The organism is Bradyrhizobium sp. LA6.1 (genome assembly GCF_040547805.1).
GTDB lineage: Bacteria > Pseudomonadota > Alphaproteobacteria > Rhizobiales > Xanthobacteraceae > Bradyrhizobium > Bradyrhizobium barranii.
Map to the genome: position 1 here is coordinate 1 of NZ_JBEPQK010000014.1, position 21,241 is coordinate 21,241.

Genomic DNA, 21,241 nt, shown 5'->3' on the forward strand with positions numbered 1-21,241 from the left:
TGTGTTGTGGGGGGGGGGGGGGGGGGGGGCGGCGGGGGGCCCGCCCCCCCCCCCCCCCCCCCCCCCCCCCCCCCCCCACACCGGGTATTTGGCACGCATCTGTTTCCACATCGTCATTGCGAGCGAAGCGAAGCAATCCAGAATCTTTCCGCAGAGGGACTCTGGATTGCTTCGTCGCTTGCGCTCCTCGCAATGACGTGGAGAGAGCGGTACCTCAGCCGCGCCGCTTGGCATTCGCGGCGATGGCCATCAGCGTGCGCTGGGCTATGGCGGCGGCGAGGGTGGATTGCTTGCGGGTGTCGAGCGCGGCGGTCGCGAGCTGCTCGATGATTGCGGCGAGCCGCGCCACGCTGAAATTGCGCAGCGCCGTTTCCACCGCGGGCTTTCGCGAAAAATGCAGGCGCGGATAGCCGCCCTCGAGCACGGCGGAGGCAGGCTGGCCGTCGGCGATCGCGAGCGCAGATTTGTGCAGCCACGCGGCCTGGCGCTGCGCGGCGGAGATGATCACGCCGGGATAGGTGCCGGCGATCATGGCCTTTGCAAATTCGGTCTCGACGATGTCGGGCCGGCCGGCGAAGGCGCCGTCGACGATGGGATCGAGTTTCAGCTCGGACGCGTCGGCAACGACGGACATCACATCATCCAGCGTGATCTCGCCTTTGCCATGCGCATAGAGCGTCAGCTTGCGCAGCTCATTGCGCGAGGCCTGGCGGTCGCCGCCGAGGAATGACATCAGCGCCGCGCGGGCATCCTGCGCGATGCGCAGATTGGCGATGCGGAGCTCGTCGTCCATCAGCTTGGCAAGGTCGCGCTCGGTGTCGGGATAGCAGCCGATCGCCACGGCCGTCTTGGCCTTCTCGCAGGCCTTGCGCAGGGGCGATTCCGGGCGCAGCTCGCCGGCTTCGATCACGATGCGGCAATCCTTCACGCCCATCTCCGCCAGCGTATCGATACCGCTGGCAAAGCTGCGCGAGCCGGCGCGGACGCGGATGGCGCGGCGGCCGCCGAACAACGGCACCGTCATGGCTTCATCGACGAGCCGCGACGGCTCGGCGGAGAGTTCGTCGCCGTCGAGCTTGACGAGCGAGAAGGGATCGTTGGGGTCGTCGACGGCCGAGGCAATCAGCGCATCGGCGCGCTCGCGCACGAGGCCGGCATCGGGACCGTAGAGCAGGATGATCGGTCGGCCCCCGTCGGGACGGGCGAGGAAGGCGTCGATCTCTTTTCCGCGCAGCGCGACCATCGGACCTGACTGTCATTCCAGGGCGCACGAAGCGCGAACTACGGCGCGCAATTGCGCGCCTGAGAATCTCGATCAATAATCTCTGGATTCCGGATCCGCCCTGCGGGCGCTCCGGAATGACGGGGATGACTTAAGTGCCGGCGATGAAGAACGAGGCGAGGCGAGTGTTGATGTTCTCGGCGATCTCGTTGGCGGCACGATCCTCGGCATCGCGAAGGGCCCGGTTGCGGGCAAAGCGCTGGTAGGAGCCGGGCATGTCATAGGACACGCGCGCGAACGTCGTGCCGGTCATGACCGACTTGCCGCTGACGACCTCGATCAAATTGTACTGGGCGTCGATGCCGTAGTTTTCACTGTTCGGCAGGCCGGTATTGGGATCGACGATCAGCGACGTTTTGCTGCTCGCGAAGCGAATCTCCAGGCGATGGGTCGGCGGCATGCCCGTGGCCGTGCCGTAGAGCTTGAAGGCCAGGGCGTTGCGGACCTCGACGCCGACACGGGCCTCGCGGGAGGCATTGGCCTTGTTGATCGGCGGAAGGTCGACCCCCATCAGCTTCTCGCGCAGGCCGGGGGTGCCGTCACCACGCTCGGCATACATCGGCTGGAAGCAGCCAGCCGTCAGCGCCGCCAATGCGGCGACCGCCAGCAAGCGGGCAACGATCCGGATCCTAGCCGACAACATTCACGATCCTCTTGGGGACGATGATCACCTTGCGGACGGTCTTGCCGTCCAAGGCCAGTTTTACCGCATCGAGGGCCAAAACGGCAGCCTCGATTTCCGGATTCTGGGCCACTGTTGCAACTGTGACCTCACCCCGCTTCTTGCCATTGACCTGGACCACCAGGGTCACGGCGTCTTCAACCAGCAAATCGCGTTCGATTTGGGGCCAATCGGCCTCGGAAACCAGCCCGCTATGGCCCAGAACCTGCCAACACTCCTCGGCCAGATGCGGCATCATCGGGGAGAACAGCTGAACCAGGATCTGGCTGGCCTCCCGGACCGCCCAGGCGAGGTCAGGTGAGGACTGGCCGGGGCGCTGGAGCACCTCGGAGAACGCATTGGCGAATTCGCGGATATGGGCAAGGCAGACATTGAAGTGCAGCCGCTCGATGCCAGTGGTGACCTTGTCCAGCGCGCCATGGGCGGCCTTGCGCAAGGCGGTCGCATCCGGGCCGAACGAGCCCGGACGATCCGCCGGCGCGGCCTGGCCGAGTTCCACTGTATCGTTCACCAGCCGCCACAGCCGCTGCACGAAGCGCGAGGCGCCCTGAACGCGCTCGTCGCTCCAGATCACGTCGCGGTCGGGCGGGGAGTCCGACAGCATGAACCAGCGGGCGACATCGGCGCCGTAGGTCTCGATGATGTCGTCGGGGTCGACCGTGTTCTTCTTCGACTTCGACATCTTCTCGATCGGACCGATCTGGATGTCTTCGCCTGACGTCAGCAGCGTCGCGCGCCGGCCGTTGCCGCCGACCTCGATCTTCACCTCGGCCGGCTGCACATAGGTGCCGTCGGCCTTCTGGTAGGTCTCGTGCACCACCATGCCCTGCGTGAACATGCCGGCGAACGGCTCGTCCAGCGCGATGTGCCCGGTCGCCTTCATCGCGCGGGTGAAGAAGCGGCTGTAGAGCAGATGCAGGATCGCGTGCTCGACGCCGCCGATATACTGGTCGACCGGCAGCATCCGGTTGGCGACGGCTGGCGTCGTCGGCGCGTTCTCGTTCCAGGGATCGGTGAACCGCGCAAAATACCAGGACGAATCCACGAAGGTGTCCATGGTGTCGGTTTCGCGCTGGGCCTTGCCGCCGCATTTGGGGCAGGTGACGTGCTTCCAGGTCGGGTGATGGTCGAGCGCGTTGCCCGGTCTGTCGAAGGTCGCGTCATCAGGCAGCGTCACCGGCAGGTCGGCGTCCGGCACCGGCACCACATCGCACTTTGGACAATGGATGACGGGAATCGGGCAGCCCCAATAGCGCTGCCGTGAAATACCCCAGTCGCGCAGGCGGAAATTGACCTGACGCTCGCCGACCGGCGCGTTGCCGCGCAGTTCGCCTTCCAGGCGCTTTGCGACCTCGTCCTTGGCCTGCTCGATGGTCATGCCGTCGAGGAAGCGCGAATTGATCATGCGGCCATCACCGTCATAGGCGGTGTCGGTGATGACGAAGGTCTTCGGGTCCTGGCCCTCGGGGCAAACGACCGGCGTGTTGCCGAGATTGTACTTGTTGACGAAGTCGAGGTCGCGCTGGTCGTGCGCGGGGCAGCCGAAGATCGCGCCCGTGCCGTATTCCATCAGCACGAAGTTCGCGACATAGACCGGCAGCTTCCAGCTCGGGTCGAACGGGTGCACCGCGCGGATGCCGGTGTCAAAACCCTGCTTTTCCGCGGTGTCGATGATCTCTTGCGCGGTGCCGATCTTCTTGATGTCGGCGATGAACTGGGCAAGCTTCGGGTTCTTCGCGGCTGCCGCTTGAGCCAGCGGATGATCCGACGAGATCGCCATGAATTTGGCGCCGAACAGGGTGTCCGGGCGCGTCGTAAAGATCTTCAGCTCGCTCTCGCCGGCGGGCGTCGTCGCCTGATCCAGCGCGAAGCGGACCAGCAGGCCCTCGGAGCGGCCGATCCAGTTGCGCTGCATCAGCCGCACCTTGTCGGGCCAGCGGTCGAGCCCATCCAGCGCGGACAGCAGTTCCTGCGAGTACTTCGTGATCTTGAAGACCCACTGGCTCATTTCCCGTTGTTCGACAACGGCACCCGAGCGCCAGCCGCGGCCGTCGATCACCTGCTCGTTGGCGAGCACGGTCATGTCGACCGGATCCCAGTTGAGCTTGCGCTTCTCACGCTCGGCGAGGCCGGCGGCGAGCATGTCCAAAAACATCTTCTGCTGATGCTTGTAGTAGCTGGGGTCGCAGGTCGCGAATTCGCGCGACCAGTCCAGCGACAGCCCGATCGAGCGGAGCTGCTTCTTCATCGCGGCGATGTTGTCGTAGGTCCAAGCCTTCGGCGCGACCTTGCGCTCGATGGCGGCGTTCTCGGCCGGCAGGCCGAACGCGTCCCAGCCCATCGGGTGCAGCACGTTGAACCCCTTGGCGCGCATGAAGCGGGCCAGCACGTCGCCGAGCGTGTAATTGCGGACATGGCCGATATGGATGCGCCCGGACGGGTAGGGGAACATCTCCAGCACGTAGTATTTCGGCCGCGAATCGTCGTTCTTGGAGACGAAGATCGCCTGTTGGTCCCAGGCGGCTTGCCAGCGCGGTTCGGCGTCGCGGGCGTTGTAGCGTTCGGAGGTCATGGAATCGTTGGGTTTTCGTGGATTCGGCCGTCTAAAGACGGCGGACTAGGCCATAGAAGTCCTTAGGGGGTCAATGGGTTGCCGCTGGCGGCGGCCCCCCCGCAAGGCTGCTCCGCTAAAGTACGGACGGCCCATTGGGATCGGATTAAGGGGTCGGTGCGAGGTTGGCCGCCGACAGCACCCCGCCAGGCGATGGAATCAGGCTTCGACGATCTCGATTACGACTATGCCGCGTCCGTCGCCGGACGGGCGGTGCGGAGCATGGCCGAGCAGCGGATTCCGCCGACGCCGACCAATTTTGCCGTCTGGTTCCACTATTTCGCAGGCAGCCATGACGACCTGCGCAATGCCATCGATCTCCTGATCGACCACAATCGTCCCTTCGACGCCAGGACCAACCAGGATCTGTTCGAGACCTATGTCGCGCCCAGGGCGGGCGCCATCGCCTCCGAGACGTCCGATAGGCTGCATGCCCTCATGGGGACGGCGAAGGAGTTTCTGGCGACGGCCATGGCCGACAATCGTTCCCAGATGCAGGCGATCAGCGAGGTCGCGGATCGGGGCAGGGCCGGCGTCGATCCGAAGGCGCTGGTCGCCCAGCTCATGAATGAGCTGGCGCGGGCCGCCACGAGGGCGACCCGGCTCGAGGCCGGTTTTGCGGAAAAGACCCGCGAGCTCGACGTGATCCGCGACTCGCTCTCCAAGTCCGAAGAGCGCGCCCGGACCGATACGCTGACGGGGCTGGCAAACCGGCGGGCGCTCGATGAATTCCTGCGCAAGGCACAGACGACCGCGGATTGGGGCGAGCCGCTTGGCGTGCTGATGCTCGACATCGACCACTTCAAGACCTTCAACGACAATTTCGGCCATGGTGTCGGCGACCAGGTGCTGCGCCTGATTGCGAAAGTGCTGCGCGAAAAAGTTCGCGAGCAGGATCTGTCGGCCCGCTATGGCGGCGAGGAGCTGATCGCCGTGCTGCCGGATGCCGATCTCGCCACTTGCGCCGAGATCGCCGAGAGCATCAGGCGCGCGATCGCCGAATGCACGATCACGCGCCGCTCGACCGGGGAGACGCTGCCCGGCATCAGCGTGTCGATCGGCGTAGCGCAGTATCGTGCGGGCGAGACGATCACCGATCTCATCGAGCGCTGCGACCGCGCGCTCTATCTCGCCAAGGGCGGCGGCCGCAATCGCGTGGTGACGGAGGTCGAGCTCGATCGCGCCGCGGCTGCAGGCTAGGCGCTCGCCGCCAGCATCATGGCGGCCGCGCCGTTCTCGATCACCTGGATGCCGTGCTCCATGACATTGTTGCGGCCGCGGTGTTTTGCGGCGTAGAGCGCGGCGTCGGCAGCTTCGATGAGATCGCCGGGGCGCAGCGTCTCGTTCGGCTTCGTTGCGGCAACGCCGATCGAGACGGTGACGATCATGTGGGCGGAGGTGATGTGCGGCAGGCACAGCTTCAGCACCGCCGCGCGCACCTGTTCGCCGATCTCGACGGCGCGGTTCACGTCGGTGTTCGGCAGCAGCAGGCAGAACTCCTCGCCGCCATAGCGGGCCGCAAAGCCCATCGTGTCGGCGGCGATGCCGGACAACGATTCGCCGAGCCGGGTCAGGCAGGAATCGCCTTCGAGATGGCCATAGGTGTCGTTGAACAGCTTGAAGTGGTCGACGTCGATCATCAGCAGCGCAAGCTCGCTGTCATATTGCTGCGCGCGCATCCATTCGAAGTCGAGCCGGCTCTGGAAGCCGCGGCGATTGGCCAGCCCCGACAGCATGTCGATCGAGGCCATCACGGTGAGGCGGTCGTTGCTCGCGATCAGCTCGCGCTCGCGCTGGCTGAGCTGCGCGGCCATCGCGTTGAAGGCGCGGGCCAGCGGCACGAACTCGGCCGGCAGACGGTTGCGTGCGGCGCGGGCCGAGAGGTCGCCCTCGCCGAGGCGTTTGGCCATGTCGGCCAGCATCTCGATCGGCTTGATCACGAGCTTCTCGGCGGCGATCAGCGCGCCGAGCAGGACGAACAGGACGACGAACGCGAGCTGGAGATAGGCGGTGCGGATGTCGCGGCTGACCGCCGCGGACACCTTGTCCTCGTCGATGCTGGCAATCAGGCGGGCGTTAGTGCCGGCGATGCGGATATAGCTCACCGCGCGGCGGGAGCCGTCGGCGGCGAGGAAGGAGAGTGAGCCCTCGTCCTGGTCCGAACGCAGCGCCCTGTCGGCGATCGCCGACATCAGCGGCATGTTGTCGAGCGGACGGCCGATTGCGCTGTGCTGGTCAGCCGGCGCGGCGAGCACGGTGCCGGCGCTGTCGACCAGCACGGCAGTGATGCCGGCACGGCCGCCGAGATTGCTCATGACCTTCGACATCCAGTCGAGGTTCACGGTGGCGAGCACGACGGCATCCGCCACACCGCTGAAGGCCGACACCGGATAAACCGCCATGACGGTCGGCGACGGCACGGGCCGCGACAGGATGAAGTCGCTCAGCACGAAGCGGCCGGTTTCCTGCGCCTGCTGGAAGTAAGGCCGGTCGCTGAGGTCGAGGCCGACATACATGTTGTTGGTGGCGCACTGGATGCGTCCGTCCTGGCCGGCGATCAACAGCGTGCGGATCCAGGGAAGGTTCGACGGCAGGCTCGCGCGCAGCACGTCGCAGCTCTTGCTGATGCCGCCGGCGGAGGCGCGGATGAAGGCTTCAGATTTCAGGATGGTTTCGACCGACGAGATCACTTCGCGCTGCGCATCGGCGCTGTGTCTTGCAATGGTGGTGAATTCGGTCGCGGCCTGCGCGATCTGCCGCGCGCGCGTGTCCTCGAGCGAACGGATGCGCTCGAACATCAAGGGCGTCACCAGAATCACCGCGAGCAACGCAAGCCGTGCCCGGATTCCGAGAACCTGCTTGAGTTTCACTCGTTTGCGGTTGAAACTGACGTTTGCCATCTTCGCTGCCCACCCCATCGGCCAAGGTAAAGCGAAGGGTTCAAAAACTCTTTCTTGAACTCGGTAAAATTAGAACTAGCTCCGCAACAATCCAGTCCGAACCGACGTCATGACCGAAACCAACGCCACGCCGGTAACCGGCCATTCACCAAACGCGCTCGCTGCGGTCGAAGCCGAAATTGTCCGCGCCTGCAAGGAAGCGCGGCGCGATCGCGCCTCCGTGACGCTGATCGCGGTGTCCAAGACGTTCGCCGCGGATGCAATTATCCCGGTCATCGACGCCGGACAGCGCGTATTCGGCGAAAATCGGGTGCAGGAGGCCAAAGGCAAGTGGCCGGCGTTAACGTCCGCCTATTCCGGCATCGCGCTGCATCTGATCGGGCCGCTGCAGTCCAACAAGGCGAAGGAGGCGGTGGCGCTGTTCGATGCCATCCATTCGGTCGACCGCCCGAGCATTTGCCAGGCGTTAGCCAAGGAAATCGAATCCCAGAACAGGCACCCCGAACTGTTCGTCCAGATCAACATCGGCGAGGAGCCGCAGAAGGCCGGCATCGCTCCCGGCGAGGCCGATGCCTTCATAGCGAGCTGCCGCGACAGCTATGGGCTGACGATCTCCGGGCTGATGTGCATCCCGCCGGTCGACGAGCCGCCGGCGGCGCATTTCGCGCTGACCGCCAAGATCGCGGCGCGCAATGGATTGAAGAATCTCTCGATGGGCATGAGCGCGGATTTCGCCACCGCGATCATGCTCGGCGCCACCCATGTGCGCGTCGGGAGCGCGATCTTCGGGCACCGGTGAAGCCGGCAGCACTCGCAACGACGGCGGTGGTTACGCAAACCCCACCGACACCTGCCCCAGTACGCCGAAATCCACCGTGAAATGATCGCCGGCCTGGATCGGCAGCGGCGGATGGCACGTGCCTGTCGTCACCACCTCCCCTGCCCGCAAGGTGATGCCGAGCCCGCGCAGCTCGTTGGCAAGCCAGGCCAAGGCAACACGGGGATCGCCGAGCACGTTCTTGCCGTGGCCGAGATAGCGCTGGCCGCGCAGCGTGATCTGCGGCCGCTCCTCGACGAGATCCATGGCGCGCCAGTTCGCAGTCGTCGCTGCGCCCAGCACGAACAGATGTGCGCAGGCATTGTCGGCGATGAGCTGCGCCTCGCCGGCGCTGGCGAAATCGCCAAAGCGCGAGTCGGGAATCTCGATCGCGGGATGCAAGGTGTCGACGGTGGCGAGCACGTCGTCGACACTGTACGGCGTCGCGCGCGGCGACAGATCGCGGCCCATGACGAAGGCGAATTCCGGTTCGCCGACGCGCATCTCGTTGCCCTTCATCGACGCCGTGCCGCCGTCGGCGATCACGGTGTCGCTCATGATGCGGCCGGCCAGCGGTCCCGCGACGTTGATGTGCTTCTGTCCGGCCTCGCTTGTCGCCGCGATCTTCCAACCGAACAGCTTTCCAAGCGATTGGTTTTCGAGGACGGCCTGGATGGCATAGCCATCAGCGCGGCTCTGCGGCCGCAACCGCGGCTCCAGCGCGTCAAACTTGGTGCCGTCGCGCCAATGTTTGACCAGGACCTGCGATGCGGCGGCGATCTGATCCTTGTCGAGCATGTGCCCTCACCCGATGATGATTCTTGTTCTTGGTCCCAGTCGCTGCAGCAATTGCAGCATCGCCGCTTTGGTCATCGAAACGCAGCCCGCGGTCGGCCCGAAATTGTCGCGCGCCAGATGCAAAAACACCGCACTGCCGCGGCCGGCGATACGCGGTCTGGTGTTGTGGTCGATTTCGATGATGAAGTCATAGAGATGGTCGGTCCGCTTGAGACGGTCACCGCCCTGCTCCGGTCCGAGCCGGATCGCCTGATTGTAGTGGCGATCTCCGGCGTCCTCGCACCAGGCGTCCGTGTCGCCGATGGTCCGGGCCGGAAGAAAGGTCCGCGGACGGCTGTGTCGGTCGCCCCGCCACCATAATTGCCTGGGACGGAAGCTGCCCCTCGGGGTGCCGCCATCGCCCTCGCGCTTGTTTGCCAGGATTCCGCCCCGCCCCAGCGCCACCGGGATCGTCAGCGCGCCGGCCGTCAGCCAGCCCCGGCGCGGATTCCCGGCAGCAGGTTTAACGCGGATCGCTTGAAGCGGTCCGGAGCTTCGATTCTTTGGGTAACTAACTGAATTCGCTTTGTTTTTCATGTGAACGTGCGATGTCGAATTCATTACAGGACATTCATCAAAACGGCCTGAGATTTTGAGTTAGAGTGCTTCTGGCTTGTGAATCGGTAACAGCCCACTACTTCAACACGAACAACAATAATAACGGCGACCCCCCTAACTTTCCCTCGCGGCTGGGTGCAGCATGCATGCGCGCCGAGCCGGACTCCAAAAGGATGACCCCCTATGGCCAATGCCCGCAAGATCCTCATCGTGGATGACGATACCGATCTGCGCGATACGTTGGTGGAGCAATTATCGCTGCACGAAGAATTTGAGGCCTCCGCCGTCGATACCGGCGCCAAGGGTGCGAGCGCCGCGAAGGCCAATGCCCCCGATCTCGTCCTGATGGATGTCGGCCTGCCCGACACCGATGGCCGCGAGGTGGTTCGTTCCTTGCGCAAGGGCGGCTTCAAGGCCCCGATCATCATGCTCACCGGGCATGACACCGATTCCGACACGATTTTGGGGCTGGAATCCGGCGCCAACGACTACGTCGCAAAACCCTTCCGTTTCGCCGTGCTGCTGGCCCGGATCCGCGCCCAGCTCCGCCAGCACGAGGCGAGCGAGGACGCGGTGTTCTCGGTCGGCCCCTACTCCTTCCGCCCGGGCTCGAAGATGTTGACCGCGGCCAATGCCCGCAAGGTCCGGCTCACCGAGAAGGAAACCGCCATCCTCCGTTTCCTCTACCGGGCCGGCCAGATGCCAGTCTCGCGCGAGACCCTGCTCCAGGAGGTCTGGGGCTATAATTCCGGCGTCACCACCCACACGCTGGAAACCCACATCTACCGCCTCCGCCAGAAGATCGAGAAGGACGCCGCCAATCCGGAGATCCTGGTCACGGAAGCCGGTGGCTACAAGCTGGTGCCGTGATACGCTTTAGGGGCGTGCGAATCGTTTTAGATCGCATGCCCTTTGAGCCCCGGACCTGAATGTCAATCGACGACGACGTAGCGCTTCTCGAGCGTGTCCCGACACTGCGCTTGTTGGGAGACGCGTCGTTGCGCATGCTGGCGATCGGCTCCGAGCAGCGTAATTTCGTCCGCGGCGACGTCCTGTTCAATCTCGGCGACGACGCCGATGCCGGCTACGTGGTTCAACGCGGTGCCTTTCGGGTCGACGACGGCGCCGGCGCGGAGATGATCGCAGGTCCCGGCGCGCTGATCGGCGAGCTCGCGCTGGTGGTGCCGATGAAGCGCCCGTCGAGCGCGGTCGCGCTGGAGCACGCCTCCGTCATCCGCGTCGCGCGCAGCTTGTTTCAACGCGTGCTCGAGAGTGACCCGGCGGCTGCCGTTCGCCTCCGCGACGAATTCGCGGTGCGCTCCAGCCAGATCGCGAGCGATATCCTGATGGCGGGCGCGAAGCTGACGTCGTCGTAGCCCGGACGGCGCCGTCAAACCTCCAGCGTCACCGTCACCGGCACGTGGTCCGACGGGCGCTCCCAGCTCCGCGCGTCGCGCAGGATCTTGAAATCGCTGACCGCGTCCTTCAATGCGCGCGAGACCCAGATGTGGTCGAGCCTGCGGCCGCGATCACCGACGGTCCAGTCGGCGGAGCGATAGCTCCACCACGTATAGACCTTCTCCGACATCGGAAAACGCTCGCGCGCGACGTCGACCCACTCACCGGCTGCCAGCGCGGCTTGCAGCTTCTCGGTCTCCACAGGTGTATGCGAAACCACTTTCAGAAGCTGCTTGTGCGACCACACGTCGTTCTCGTGCGGCGCGACGTTGAGATCGCCGACCAGGATGTGGCGATCCTCCCCGCGCGGATGCAGCGGCTCGCAGGCCTTCATCTCGTCGAGGAAGCGAAGCTTGTGGTCGAATTTCTCGTTCAGCGCGGGATCGGGAATGTCGCCGCCGGCGGGCACGTAGAAATTATGCAGCACCAACGGCTTTGCGATGCTGGCTTTCTCGCCGAACGAGACCGAGATGTGGCGCGAATCCACCTTGTCGCAGAAGGTGCGGATGTCTTTCGATTCGAACGGGATCCTCGAGACGATGGCGACGCCGTGATAGCCCTTCTGCCCGTTCAGCGCGACATGCTCATAGCCCAGCCGCTTGAAACGCTTCAGCGGAAAGGCATCGTCGATGCACTTGGTTTCCTGGAGGCACAGCACGTCCGGCCGCGCGCTCTTGAGAAACTTCGCGACCAGGTCGATGCGCAGCCGCACCGAATTGATGTTCCAGGTTGTCAGGGAAAGACGCATGAGGGATGCGTCTTAGCAAGCTCTCGTAGGGTGGGCAAAGGCGCAAAGCGCCGTGCCCACGTCTTTTCGGGTTTGGGTGCAAGGTTCGTAGGGAGCCCTCGTAGGGTGGGCAAAGCGAAGCGCGCCCACCAATGCCTGCCGCAGGGAGAGATGGTGGGCACGGCGCTAATGCGCCTTTGCCCACCCTACGGCAGTAGAGCTTTCAACCCGGCGATGGGCCGTAATTGGTGAAATCGATCTTGAACATGGCAGGATCGAGCTTCTTGCCCGCATCGAGATTGTAGACCGCGATCGTGGTGTCGTAGCCCTGCGGGTCGGTGACGGTCCACTGCTTCAACTGGCCGTCCTTGGCGCCGAACATCAGCAGGAGGCGGCTGGTGCCGACCAGCGCCTGCTTCTCCTCGATGGTGACGCTGACGAAGACGTCATCAGCCGAGACGTTGACGACATTGGTGTCCTTCATCAGGTCGATGCGATCGGACAGCAGGAAGCGCAGCGGCGTCTGCGACAGCGGATAGACGTCCTGGGTCGCGAGCTTGCGGTCGCGCACCACCAGCGAGGATCCGTCGGCGACGATGTCGATCGGGCTCGGCGCGTCATATTCGAAGCGCACCTTGCCGGGCTTCTGGATGTAGAAGTCGCCCTGCGTCTTGCTGCCGTCGGGGCCGACCTGGACGAAATTTCCAACCAGCGTCGACAGCGAGGACAGATAGGCGCTGACCTTGGCCGCCTGCGCCTTCTGGTTGGCGTCGAAGGTCTGGAAGATGCTGGTCGGCACGTTGCGGCGCGGATCCGGGATGACCGGGTTCGGCGGCGTCTGGGTCGCGCCAGTGACAGCGGGGCCTCCGCCATCGCGGCCCTTCGGCGCGGGCTTCGGCACAGGCACGGTCTGCGCGAACGACGCCGCGGTCACCATCGCGGCGGTGACGAGAAGCACACCGGCCATGCGCGCGCTTCGCGCAGCGATGGTGGCAGCGAATCGAATGTCCGGATGTCTGATCAACGCGTCGTCCTGTGTGGCTGGGCGCCCTTTTAGCGTGATTTCGCTACTGCAGATATCGATTTTGCGTGAAATTATGTTCAGAGGCGGCTCGCCTCACATGTGGCTGTCTTCTTCCTCGACCAGAATCTCGCGCTTTCCGGCGTGGTTGGCGGGTCCGACGATGCCCTCGAGTTCCATGCGCTCCATCAGCGAAGCGGCGCGGTTATAGCCGATCTGGAGCCGACGCTGGATGTAGCTGGTCGAGGCCTTGCGGTCGCGTTTGACGATGGCCACGGCCTGTTGGAAGAGATCGCCGCCGCCATCCGCGCCCATGCCGCTGGCGTCGAACACGGCGCCACCGTCCTCGTCCTCGGTCGGCTCTTCGGCCGTGACGGCCTCGAGGTATTCGGGCTGGCCCTGCGTCTTGAGGTGACGCACCACCTTCTCGACTTCCTCGTCCGACGCGAAAGGTCCGTGCACGCGGCTGATGCGGCCGCCGCCCGCCATGTAGAGCATGTCGCCCTGCCCGAGCAGCTGCTCGGCGCCCATCTCGCCCAAAATGGTGCGGCTGTCGATCTTGGACGTCACCTGGAAGGCGATGCGGGTCGGGAAGTTCGCCTTGATGGTGCCGGTGATGACGTCGACCGACGGGCGCTGCGTCGCGAGGATCACATGCAGGCCGGCGGCGCGCGCCATCTGCGCGAGACGCTGCACCGCGCCTTCGATGTCCTTGCCGGCGACCATCATCAGGTCGGCCATTTCGTCGACGATGATGACGATGTAGGGCAGCGGGTCGAGCGAGAGCTTCTCTTCCTCGTAGATCGCCTTGCCGGTTTCCTTGTCGAAGCCGGTGTGCACAGTGCGCGTCGGTTCTTCGCCCTTGGCCTTCAATTCGAGCAGGCGCGTATTGTAGCCGTCGATGTTGCGCACACCGAGCTTGGCCATGTTCTTGTAGCGCTCTTCCATCTCGCGCACGGCCCATTTCAGCGCGACCACCGCCTTCTTCGGGTCGGTCACAACAGGCGTGAGCAGATGGGGAATGCCGTCATAGACGGAGAGTTCGAGCATCTTCGGATCGACCATGATCAGGCGGCACTGGTCCGGGCGCAGCCGGTAGACCAGGCTGAGGATCATGGTGTTGATGGCGACCGACTTGCCGGACCCGGTGGTGCCGGCGATCAGCATGTGCGGCGTGCGCGCGAGGTCGATGATCACGGGGTCGCCGCCGATGGTCTTGCCGAGGCAGAGCGGCAGCTTCGCAACCGAATCGACAGTCTCCTTGGCGACCAGCAGCTCGCGCAAATAGACCTTTTCGCGATGCGCATTCGGTAGCTCGATGCCGATGGCGTTACGGCCGGGTACGACGGCGACGCGTGCCGACAGCGCGCTCATCGAACGGGCGATATCGTCGGCGAGACCGATCACGCGCGATGACTTGATGCCGGGCGCCGGCTCCAGCTCGTACAGTGTGACCACGGGACCCGGATTGGCTTTCACGATCTCGCCGCGCACGCCGAAATCCTGCAGCACGCCTTCGAGCGAACGCGAATTGGCTTCCAGCTCAGCCTTGCTGAGCGGCTGGCGATCGCCAGCCTTGGGCGCGGCCAGCACGGACACGGACGGAAGCTCGAACTTGTCGGAGGATTTCTTGGAAGCGGCCTTTGGTGCAGCCTTCTTGCGCGGGGCGCGCGCGGCCGGCTCCTCCTCTTCCTCTTCCTCCTCCTCGTCTTCCTCTTCTTCGTGCTCGTCCTCGTCAATTTCGTCTTCGGACTGCGGCGAGATCGACGGCGCGGCGCGGCCGGCGCCGAGATTCGGCTCCTGGCGGCTGAACGCAACGGCTTTGGTCTTCGGTCCGCTCGAGACCAGCGAGCGGTAAGCGGTGCCGAGCAGCCAGATCAGCCGCGCCTTCGTGCTCATCAATGCGTGGAACAGCCACCCCAGCGACACCGAGCCGCGATCGCTCTCCTCGTCTTCGTCGAGCGGCTTGTCGTCGTCCTCGATCTCCGCGAACTCGTCGTCATGCGCGCGCGCGCCGAGGCCGCAGGCGATCAGGAAGGTCGCGCCCATCGCGGCGAACAGGATCGTGCCCAGCACCATGCGATAGATCGTGCCCGCCGGTCCGAAAATCACCGCGGGCGCGCGCACCAGCGCATCGCCGACCACGCCGCCGAGGCCGGTCGGCAGCGGCCAGGCGCCGCCATGCGGCCAGCAGCTGGCAAAGCCCGCAGCGATCACGGTGCAGAGAATCCAGGAACCGAGCCGCAGCGCCTCGCGGTCGAACGGGCGATGGGTCATCATGCGCCAACCCCAGACCGCGACCGTCAGGACCAGCATGATCGCGCCGAGCCCGAGGATCTGCATCGCAAGGTCGGCGCCGATCGCGCCGGCATAGCCGAGAATGTTGCGGATCGGCCGTGAGGTCGCGTGGCTGAGGCTTGGATCCTGCACCGACCAGGTCATCAGCGCGGCCGAGGCGACGCCGGACAATGCAATCAGGCCGAAACCGGTGAGCTCGCGCATACGCCGCGCCAGCCCCTCGCGGATCGAAGGTGGCAGATGGCCGACCAGTGGAATGACACGTTCGATTGCCGACATGCTCATGGGCCCCGCCTAACCCAGAGTCTCGACCAGGCGGTGCAGCGCCTGCGCCGTGGTCTCGCCATCCTGCACCAGCGCAAGGCGAATGAAACCTGCGCCCGGATTGAAGCCGTCGGGCTGGAGCCGCGCCAGATAGCTGCCGGGCACCACGCGTACGCCTGCTTCCTTGAAGAGCCTGAGCGTGATCGACACGTCGTCGCCGAGCGCGGACGTGTTGAGCCAGACGCAGAAGCCGGCGTCAGGCCGGCGATAGCCGTAACGATCGCCGATGATCTGGTCGGCGAGATCGAACTTGATCCGGTAGAGCCTGCGGTTCTCCTCGACATGCGCCTCGTCGCCGTAGGCAACGGTCGCGACATGCTGGAGCGGCACCGGCACCTGCGGCGCCGCGATGTTGCGCAGCTCGAGGAACATGCCGATGAATCGCTTGTCGCCGGCGGCGAAACCGACGCGCAGGCCCGGCAGGTTGGAGCGCTTCGACAGCGACTGGAACGCAACCACGCGGGTGAAATCAGGGCCGGCGCATTCGAGCGCGCTGCCCGGGGCCTCGCGGGTGTAGATCTCGGAGTAGCACTCGTCGCTGAGGATGACGAAGCCGTAGCGGTCGGCGAGCTGCTTCAACCGTCTGAAATAATCGGGCTTGGCGACCGAGCCCTGCGGATTAGCCGGTGAGGCCAGATAGAACGCCACCGTGCGCGCCAGCGTCGCTTCGTCGATGGCATCGAGATCGGGCAGAAAGCCGTTTTCGACGGTGGTCGGCAGGTAGACCGGCTCGCAGGCCGCGGCGCGGGCGCCGGCGCCATAGACCGGATAGAACGGGTTCGGCATCAGGATGGCGGGCTTGCCGGGGCGCGGGCCGACATAGCGCGCGGCCGCGATCGCGGCGAGGAACAGCCCCTCGCGGCTGCCATTGAGGACGAGAATCTCGTTCTCGGGGTCGAGCGGCCGCGGCAGCTTGAAGCGCGACGACAGCCAGGCGCCCGCTGCCGTGCGAAAGGGGTCGGTGCCCTTGTTCGCCGGGTAACGGCCAAAATCGGCGATGTGCTTGGCCAGCACCGGGCCGACGAAGTCAGGCACGGGATGCTGCGGCTCGCCGACTGCAAGCGTAATCAAGGGCTTACCCGGCTGATGGGGTGCCAGCAGCTCGTTCAGCCGGACGAAGGGCGAGCGTTCGCTATCGGAGCTTCCACTGTCCTGCGGCGTACGGGATGAAGCGGTTATAGCCATTCTGGACGCCAGCACTCTTGGAACAGCCGGTCGCACCAAGGCGCCGGCGGGAAGCGGTTCACTTCACCATAGATAGGGCGAGGTTAAGACGCGATTAACCATCGGCTTTCCGCGCCATCAAGAGTCATTTCCGTGACCCGGATTTGAGGCCCGGCCCGTTCAGAGCGGGAATAATGAGGCCGGATACAACGGGATGCGGGGCGGGCCTGGGTCTCGTCATGGCCGGGCTTGTCCCGGCCATCCACGGCCTTCCTGCCACGCCCCAGGAACGTTCATGCCCGGGCCTTCGCCTCGCCGAAGCGGGCTTCGGCCGCGCAGGCGGGGCAAGCCCGGGCATGACGAGTTTCCGGATATGGGCGCGCCTAGTGCCCCGGCAGCTTCTCGAATGTCTTCATGCCCACCGGGATCGCGTGGAACTCCTGCATGTCGCAGGTGTAGATCGCCATCTGCGGATGGAACTGCGCGGGCTCGTCTAAGGTGCCGACCTTCAGGATCGCCGCCGGCAGGCCCGGAACCTTGGTCACCAGATGGGTGCCGCATTCGGCGCAGAATTCGCGCGTGACGGCGCGCTCGAGATCCTTGCGCGTGAACTGCTTGGGCTGCCCGGTGATGTAGCTGAAGCCGGCCACCGGCATTGCGATGAAGGTGTTGGGCGCGCCGCCCGAGATGTACTGGCACTCGCGGCAATGACACTGGGCCTGCATCATCGGATCGCCTTCGGCCACGTAGCGCACTTCGCCGCAATAGCATCCGCCTTCCAAACGCATGACGACCTCCCGATTTGTTTTTCGTTGTGGTCGATATTTCTGCGCCGGCAATCTGAAATGGCAATCGCTTTCTTTGTCGCGCAGGACAAAAGAAGGCAAAAAGAAAGGGGCTCCAGCTTGCGCTGGAGCCCCTCAACGGTCGGGACATTGCCGGGTATGTGCCCCAAACCGTAGTTGTGGGCACGGCCCCCGCGGAGGCCGCGCCCGGGAGGAGAGTTACATGTTGTAGGCGCGCTCGGTGTGCTCGGTGATATCGAGGCCTTCACGCTCGGTCTCGACATTGGCGCGGAGGCCAACGATCACATCGACGACCTTGTAGAGGATCGCCGAACCGATGCCCGACCACACCAGCGTGGTGCAGACGCCCCAGAGCTGGGAGACCATCTGCGCCGCGAAGTCGTAATCGGCAACCTTCGGCGGGATCGCGGTGTAGTCGATGATGCCCGCACCACCCAGCGCCGGATTGACGAGGATGCCGGTGCCGAGGGCGCCGACGATGCCGCCGACGCAGTGCACGCCGAACACATCGAGGCTGTCGTCGTAGCCGAGCGCGTTCTTCACGACGGTGCAGAAGAACAGGCAGACCACGCCGACCACGAGGCCGAGGACGATCGCACCCATCACGCCGGCGAAGCCGGCGGCAGGCGTGACGGCCACGAGGCCCGCGACAGCGCCGGAGATGACGCCGAGCACCGACGGGTGACCCTTCACGATCCACTCCGCGAACATCCACGACAGCGCGGCGGCCGCGGTGGCGACGAAGGAGTTGGTCATGGCGAGGGCTGCGCCGCCGTTGGCTTCGAGGTTGGAGCCGGCGTTGAAGCCGAACCAGCCGACCCAGAGCAGCGAGGCGCCGATCATCGACATGGTCAGCGAGTGCGGAGCCATCAGCTCCTTGCCGTAGCCGACGCGCTTGCCGATCAGCAGAGCGCCGACGAGACCTGCGATGCCGGCGTTGATGTGCACCACGGTGCCGCCAGCGAAGTCGATCGCGCCCTTCTTGAAGATCCAGCCGGCGTCGGCGTTGATCTCGTCGAGCTTGGCCTGCGCCGCGGTCTTCGCAGCCGCATCAGTGGCAGCAGCGAGTGCCTTGGCAGCGTCCTGGATCATGTCCGGGCCGGGCCAGTACCAGACCATGTGCGCGATCGGGAAGTAGATCAGCGTGACCCAGAGCGGGATGAAGAGCGCGATTGCCGCGAACTTCATGCGCTCGGCGAAGGCGCCGACGATGAGGGCCGGCGTGATCGCCGCGAAGGTCATCTGGAAGCACATATAGATGAGCTCCGAGATGTTGGCGTCGACCGAGAAGGTCGCGGCCTTCGAATCGGTGGTGACGCCCATCATGAAGGCCTTGGAGAAGCCGCCGATGAAGTCGGAACCGCCGGTGAAGGTGAGACTGTAGCCGTACACGGCCCAGATTACGGTGACGACGCAGACGGTGTAGAACACCTGCATCAGCACGGAGAGCATGTTCTTGGAACGGACGAGACCGCCGTAGAACAGCGCGAGGCCGGGGATCGTCATCAACAGCACGAGCACTGTCGATGTCAGCATCCAGGCGTTGTCTCCCTTGTTGACCGTTGGCTCGGCATAGGCCGCGGTCGCAGCGAACATGCCGACTGCGAGAGCCGCCAATCCCGCGCCATAGGGACGCTTAAACGTCATTTTATTCACTCCTGATTGGTAAAGGTTGAGCGCGAAATCAAAGGGCCGCGGCATCGGCCTCGCCGGTGCGGATGCGAACCGCATGGTCGAGGTTGATGACGAAGATCTTGCCGTCGCCGATCTGCCCGGTTTTCGCGGCGGACGTGATGGCGTCGATGGTCTTGTCGACCTGGTCGGAGGCGACAGCGACCTCGATCTTGATCTTGGGCAGGAAGCTCACGGCGTATTCGGCACCGCGATAGATTTCCGTATGGCCTTTCTGGCGGCCATATCCCTTGACTTCCGTCACCGTGAGACCGTGAACGCCGATGGCGGTCAGGGCGTCACGGACTTCTTCCAGCTTGAATGGCTTGATAATCGCCATAACAATTTTCATGGGTCCTATCCCCGCTTGGCCCGGTCCGGACGTGGCCGGGCGTTTCTCGACTGGTTCGCCACGAGGGAGAAGTTCACTACGCGGGCACAGCCAGCACCCTTAGAATCAAATGCCGTGCCAGATCGGGCGCGTTGCCTAACGGACTATGAAAACGGGTGTTTTCGCGTTTGACGCGTGCTGCGGTGCAGTGCGCTAATACGTCGCGCTCAAAACGTGGTCACGCCTGATCAAAAAGCGGGCACGACAGGCTGTCGACACAATTGCTGCTCACGTGTCGGGCAGCAAGAAGGTATTTTATTACAGAAGGGGCCCGACAAAGGGCCCCGCCGCCCTGCGAAATATCGAACCGGCCCTCGGCGTGCTCACGGGATGCGCGCAACCGGCCTGAATCGTCAGGCGGCCTCGCGCTCCGCAAAGACCCGGTCGATCAATCCCCACTCGACCCCCTGCTGCGCGGTCATGAAGTGGTCGCGGTCCAGGGTCCGTTCCACCTCCGCCTCGGTGCGCCCGCAATGCTGCGCGTAGAGCCGGGTGATGCGCCGCTTGGTCTCCTGCATTTCGTTGGCATGGATCAGGATGTCGGACGCCTGGCCCTGGAAGCCGCCGAGCGGCTGATGCACGTGAAGGCTCGCATTGGGCAGCGCGGCGCGGTGACCTGGCTCGCCGGCCATCAGCAGGAACGAGCCCATCGAGCGCGCGGTGCCCATGCACAGCGTATGAACCGGCGCCTTGATGAACTGCATGGTGTCGTACATGGCGAGACCAGAGGTGACCACGCCGCCATAGGAGTTGATGTAGAGATTGATCGGCCTGTTCGGATTCTCCGCCTCCAGGAACAACAATTGCGCGCACACCAGTCCGGACATCGCATCATTGACCTCGCCGTTGAGGAAGATGATGCGCTCGCGCAGGAGCCGCGAATAGATGTCGAAGGATCGCTCGCCGCGGGCGGATTGCTCGACAACCATAGGGACGAGCTGAAGCATGTCGCGCATTGGCGACCTCCATGTTTGCAGGTGACGAAGTCTTGTTGGTGTTTAAGCCGCCGCGCGCATCAGGCAGCAATTGCTGTTGGCCGGCTGCGGCAGCTTTGTTCGCTCTTCGCAGGCTTGCTGGATGATGCGGAAGCGCGTGCCGCCGTCCTCGTTCGGCTCGATCCGGAAGATGACGTGGCTCTCGCGAAACGGCGGCTCTGAATCGCGAAGCCGGTAGCGCACCTCTTCGCCTGCGATCGTTGATTCAGGCTCGGCGCCTGCAAGGTCGCAATCCGGCAACCAGCGCTCGCGCAAGGCCGGAATGGTGACGGCGCGCCAGACCTTTGCTGGCGGCGCGTCGAATTCATATTCGAGCACCAGTTTTGCGTCGGAGGGATCAGGTTTCGCTGCGTCGCTCATTGATCCATGTCCTTGAGGAGATCGGCGAGTGCTTCCATGCGCTTCGGCCAGTAGGCACGGTAGCGCGCAAGCCATGTGCCGATGGCCACGATTCCGTCCGGGTCGACTTCGTAATTCACGAAGCGGCCCTGCCGCTGTTCGCGCACGAGGCCTGCCGCGCGCAGCACCGAAAGATGCTGCGACATCGCCGGCTGGCTGATCTCCAAACCGTCGCGCAAAGCGCTGGCATTCAGGCTTCCGCCAGCGAGCTTCTCAAAGACTTTTCGGCGCGTCGGGTCGGCCAGTGCCTTGAAGATGTCGGCTTCGATCATGCCAACACATAAGCATTTACTTATGTGT

General features: G+C 64.6%; 20 protein-coding genes. 4 read left to right on the forward strand and 16 right to left on the reverse strand.

What is annotated here, in order from left to right:
* Positions 1 to 214 precede the first annotated feature (214 nt).
* The 3 genes from holA to leuS form a co-directional block, all read right to left on the reverse strand.
* The gene (gene holA, locus ABIB99_RS29000) at positions 215 to 1,243 is read right to left on the reverse strand and encodes a DNA polymerase III subunit delta (RefSeq protein ID WP_135214099.1); all 1,029 of its coding nucleotides are present in this window, start codon (positions 1,241 to 1,243) and stop codon (positions 215 to 217) included.
* A 130-nt stretch (positions 1,244 to 1,373) separates the two neighbouring features.
* Entirely contained in the window at positions 1,374 to 1,925 is a 552-nt protein-coding gene (gene lptE / locus ABIB99_RS29005; protein WP_354178747.1) for an LPS assembly lipoprotein LptE, read from the reverse strand.
* On the reverse strand, positions 1,912 to 4,536 hold the full coding sequence (leuS, locus tag ABIB99_RS29010) for a leucine--tRNA ligase (RefSeq protein ID WP_354178749.1): 2,625 nt from the start codon (positions 4,534 to 4,536) through the stop codon (positions 1,912 to 1,914). The genes lptE and leuS overlap by 14 nt, the downstream gene beginning before the upstream one ends.
* 192 nt (positions 4,537 to 4,728) lie before the next feature.
* On the opposite strand from leuS, the gene ABIB99_RS29015 reads away from it, so the two are divergent.
* Positions 4,729 to 5,775: a GGDEF domain-containing protein gene (locus tag ABIB99_RS29015; protein ID WP_354178751.1), complete on the forward strand. Its 1,047-nt coding sequence runs from the start codon at positions 4,729 to 4,731 to the stop codon at positions 5,773 to 5,775.
* Here the strand turns inward: ABIB99_RS29015 and ABIB99_RS29020 are convergent.
* Complete coding sequence (locus tag ABIB99_RS29020) at positions 5,772 to 7,475, reverse strand: diguanylate cyclase domain-containing protein (protein ID WP_085403080.1); 1,704 nt, start codon at positions 7,473 to 7,475, stop codon at positions 5,772 to 5,774. The genes ABIB99_RS29015 and ABIB99_RS29020 overlap by 4 nt on opposite strands.
* A gap of 109 nt (positions 7,476 to 7,584) precedes the next feature.
* Between ABIB99_RS29020 and ABIB99_RS29025 the strand changes: the two genes are divergently transcribed.
* Positions 7,585 to 8,274: a YggS family pyridoxal phosphate-dependent enzyme gene (locus ABIB99_RS29025; RefSeq protein ID WP_354077141.1), complete on the forward strand. Its 690-nt coding sequence runs from the start codon at positions 7,585 to 7,587 to the stop codon at positions 8,272 to 8,274.
* Positions 8,275 to 8,304: 30 nt separating this feature from the next.
* Here ABIB99_RS29025 and ABIB99_RS29030 read toward each other — a convergent pair whose 3' ends face one another.
* Positions 8,305 to 9,090 carry a 2-keto-4-pentenoate hydratase gene (locus tag ABIB99_RS29030; protein WP_085403077.1) on the reverse strand — a complete coding sequence of 262 codons (786 nt, stop codon included), beginning with the start codon at positions 9,088 to 9,090 and terminating at the stop codon, positions 8,305 to 8,307.
* 6 nt (positions 9,091 to 9,096) lie between these two features.
* Positions 9,097 to 9,666, reverse strand: coding sequence for a L,D-transpeptidase family protein (locus ABIB99_RS29035; RefSeq protein WP_354178755.1), 570 nt, complete (start codon positions 9,664 to 9,666; stop codon positions 9,097 to 9,099).
* A 204-nt stretch (positions 9,667 to 9,870) separates the two neighbouring features.
* Between ABIB99_RS29035 and ABIB99_RS29040 the strand changes: the two genes are divergently transcribed.
* Both ABIB99_RS29040 and ABIB99_RS29045 read left to right on the forward strand, forming a co-directional pair.
* Positions 9,871 to 10,557 (forward strand): response regulator transcription factor, encoded by a 687-nt coding sequence (locus ABIB99_RS29040; RefSeq protein WP_007598630.1) that lies wholly within the window; start codon positions 9,871 to 9,873, stop codon positions 10,555 to 10,557.
* Positions 10,558 to 10,616: 59 nt separating this feature from the next.
* The gene (locus tag ABIB99_RS29045) at positions 10,617 to 11,063 is read left to right on the forward strand and encodes a cyclic nucleotide-binding domain-containing protein (protein WP_063980289.1); all 447 of its coding nucleotides are present in this window, start codon (positions 10,617 to 10,619) and stop codon (positions 11,061 to 11,063) included.
* A 14-nt stretch (positions 11,064 to 11,077) separates the two neighbouring features.
* Here ABIB99_RS29045 and xth read toward each other — a convergent pair whose 3' ends face one another.
* From xth to ABIB99_RS29095, 10 genes are all read right to left on the reverse strand, one after another.
* Complete coding sequence (xth, locus tag ABIB99_RS29050; protein WP_354178757.1) at positions 11,078 to 11,893, reverse strand: exodeoxyribonuclease III; 816 nt, start codon at positions 11,891 to 11,893, stop codon at positions 11,078 to 11,080.
* 202 nt (positions 11,894 to 12,095) lie between these two features.
* Positions 12,096 to 12,839, reverse strand: a complete 744-nt coding sequence (locus ABIB99_RS29055) for an outer membrane lipoprotein carrier protein LolA (RefSeq protein ID WP_028150187.1) — start codon at positions 12,837 to 12,839, stop codon at positions 12,096 to 12,098.
* 150 nt (positions 12,840 to 12,989) lie between these two features.
* A complete protein-coding gene (locus tag ABIB99_RS29060; RefSeq protein ID WP_354178760.1) occupies positions 12,990 to 15,476 on the reverse strand; it encodes a DNA translocase FtsK in 2,487 nt (828 codons plus the stop codon).
* A 9-nt stretch (positions 15,477 to 15,485) separates the two neighbouring features.
* Positions 15,486 to 16,700, reverse strand: coding sequence for an aminotransferase class I/II-fold pyridoxal phosphate-dependent enzyme (locus tag ABIB99_RS29065; protein ID WP_354178762.1), 1,215 nt, complete (start codon positions 16,698 to 16,700; stop codon positions 15,486 to 15,488).
* A 362-nt stretch (positions 16,701 to 17,062) separates the two neighbouring features.
* Positions 17,063 to 17,467, reverse strand: coding sequence for a GFA family protein (locus ABIB99_RS29070; RefSeq protein ID WP_354178764.1), 405 nt, complete (start codon positions 17,465 to 17,467; stop codon positions 17,063 to 17,065).
* A 216-nt stretch (positions 17,468 to 17,683) separates the two neighbouring features.
* A complete protein-coding gene (locus ABIB99_RS29075) occupies positions 17,684 to 19,132 on the reverse strand; it encodes an ammonium transporter (protein WP_063980294.1) in 1,449 nt (482 codons plus the stop codon).
* Between the two features lie 37 nt (positions 19,133 to 19,169).
* On the reverse strand, positions 19,170 to 19,508 hold the full coding sequence (locus ABIB99_RS29080; RefSeq protein ID WP_008142813.1) for a P-II family nitrogen regulator: 339 nt from the start codon (positions 19,506 to 19,508) through the stop codon (positions 19,170 to 19,172).
* Between the two features lie 392 nt (positions 19,509 to 19,900).
* Positions 19,901 to 20,503 carry an ATP-dependent Clp protease proteolytic subunit gene (locus ABIB99_RS29085; protein WP_038932646.1) on the reverse strand — a complete coding sequence of 201 codons (603 nt, stop codon included), beginning with the start codon at positions 20,501 to 20,503 and terminating at the stop codon, positions 19,901 to 19,903.
* Positions 20,504 to 20,545: 42 nt separating this feature from the next.
* Positions 20,546 to 20,902 carry an SRPBCC family protein gene (locus ABIB99_RS29090; RefSeq protein WP_063980295.1) on the reverse strand — a complete coding sequence of 119 codons (357 nt, stop codon included), beginning with the start codon at positions 20,900 to 20,902 and terminating at the stop codon, positions 20,546 to 20,548.
* Positions 20,899 to 21,213, reverse strand: a complete 315-nt coding sequence (locus ABIB99_RS29095; RefSeq protein ID WP_014490770.1) for an ArsR/SmtB family transcription factor — start codon at positions 21,211 to 21,213, stop codon at positions 20,899 to 20,901. The genes ABIB99_RS29090 and ABIB99_RS29095 overlap by 4 nt, the downstream gene beginning before the upstream one ends.
* Positions 21,214 to 21,241: the final 28 nt, after the last annotated feature.

Excerpts from the sequence above, each read along its gene's own strand:
- ABIB99_RS29075 (WP_063980294.1), bottom strand. The coding sequence starts at position 19,132 with ATGACGTTTAAGCGTCCCTATGGCGCGGGATTGGCGGCTCTCGCAGTC.
- ABIB99_RS29095 (WP_014490770.1), bottom strand. The coding sequence starts at position 21,213 with ATGATCGAAGCCGACATCTTCAAGGCACTGGCCGACCCGACGCGCCGA.
- ABIB99_RS29045 (WP_063980289.1), top strand. The coding sequence starts at position 10,617 with ATGTCAATCGACGACGACGTAGCGCTTCTCGAGCGTGTCCCGACACTG.
- ABIB99_RS29070 (WP_354178764.1), bottom strand. The coding sequence starts at position 17,467 with ATGCGTTTGGAAGGCGGATGCTATTGCGGCGAAGTGCGCTACGTGGCC.
- ABIB99_RS29040 (WP_007598630.1), top strand. The coding sequence starts at position 9,871 with ATGGCCAATGCCCGCAAGATCCTCATCGTGGATGACGATACCGATCTG.
- xth (WP_354178757.1), bottom strand. The coding sequence starts at position 11,893 with ATGCGTCTTTCCCTGACAACCTGGAACATCAATTCGGTGCGGCTGCGC.
- ABIB99_RS29055 (WP_028150187.1), bottom strand. The coding sequence starts at position 12,839 with ATGGCCGGTGTGCTTCTCGTCACCGCCGCGATGGTGACCGCGGCGTCG.
- ABIB99_RS29020 (WP_085403080.1), bottom strand. The coding sequence starts at position 7,475 with ATGGCAAACGTCAGTTTCAACCGCAAACGAGTGAAACTCAAGCAGGTT.
- ABIB99_RS29030 (WP_085403077.1), bottom strand. The coding sequence starts at position 9,090 with ATGCTCGACAAGGATCAGATCGCCGCCGCATCGCAGGTCCTGGTCAAA.
- ABIB99_RS29090 (WP_063980295.1), bottom strand. The coding sequence starts at position 20,902 with ATGAGCGACGCAGCGAAACCTGATCCCTCCGACGCAAAACTGGTGCTC.
- ABIB99_RS29025 (WP_354077141.1), top strand. The coding sequence starts at position 7,585 with ATGACCGAAACCAACGCCACGCCGGTAACCGGCCATTCACCAAACGCG.
- ABIB99_RS29035 (WP_354178755.1), bottom strand. The coding sequence starts at position 9,666 with ATGAAAAACAAAGCGAATTCAGTTAGTTACCCAAAGAATCGAAGCTCC.
- ABIB99_RS29060 (WP_354178760.1), bottom strand. The coding sequence starts at position 15,476 with ATGAGCATGTCGGCAATCGAACGTGTCATTCCACTGGTCGGCCATCTG.
- ABIB99_RS29015 (WP_354178751.1), top strand. The coding sequence starts at position 4,729 with ATGGAATCAGGCTTCGACGATCTCGATTACGACTATGCCGCGTCCGTC.
- ABIB99_RS29080 (WP_008142813.1), bottom strand. The coding sequence starts at position 19,508 with ATGAAAATTGTTATGGCGATTATCAAGCCATTCAAGCTGGAAGAAGTC.
- ABIB99_RS29085 (WP_038932646.1), bottom strand. The coding sequence starts at position 20,503 with ATGCGCGACATGCTTCAGCTCGTCCCTATGGTTGTCGAGCAATCCGCC.
- holA (WP_135214099.1), bottom strand. The coding sequence starts at position 1,243 with ATGGTCGCGCTGCGCGGAAAAGAGATCGACGCCTTCCTCGCCCGTCCC.
- leuS (WP_354178749.1), bottom strand. The coding sequence starts at position 4,536 with ATGACCTCCGAACGCTACAACGCCCGCGACGCCGAACCGCGCTGGCAA.
- ABIB99_RS29065 (WP_354178762.1), bottom strand. The coding sequence starts at position 16,700 with ATGGCTATAACCGCTTCATCCCGTACGCCGCAGGACAGTGGAAGCTCC.
- lptE (WP_354178747.1), bottom strand. The coding sequence starts at position 1,925 with ATGTTGTCGGCTAGGATCCGGATCGTTGCCCGCTTGCTGGCGGTCGCC.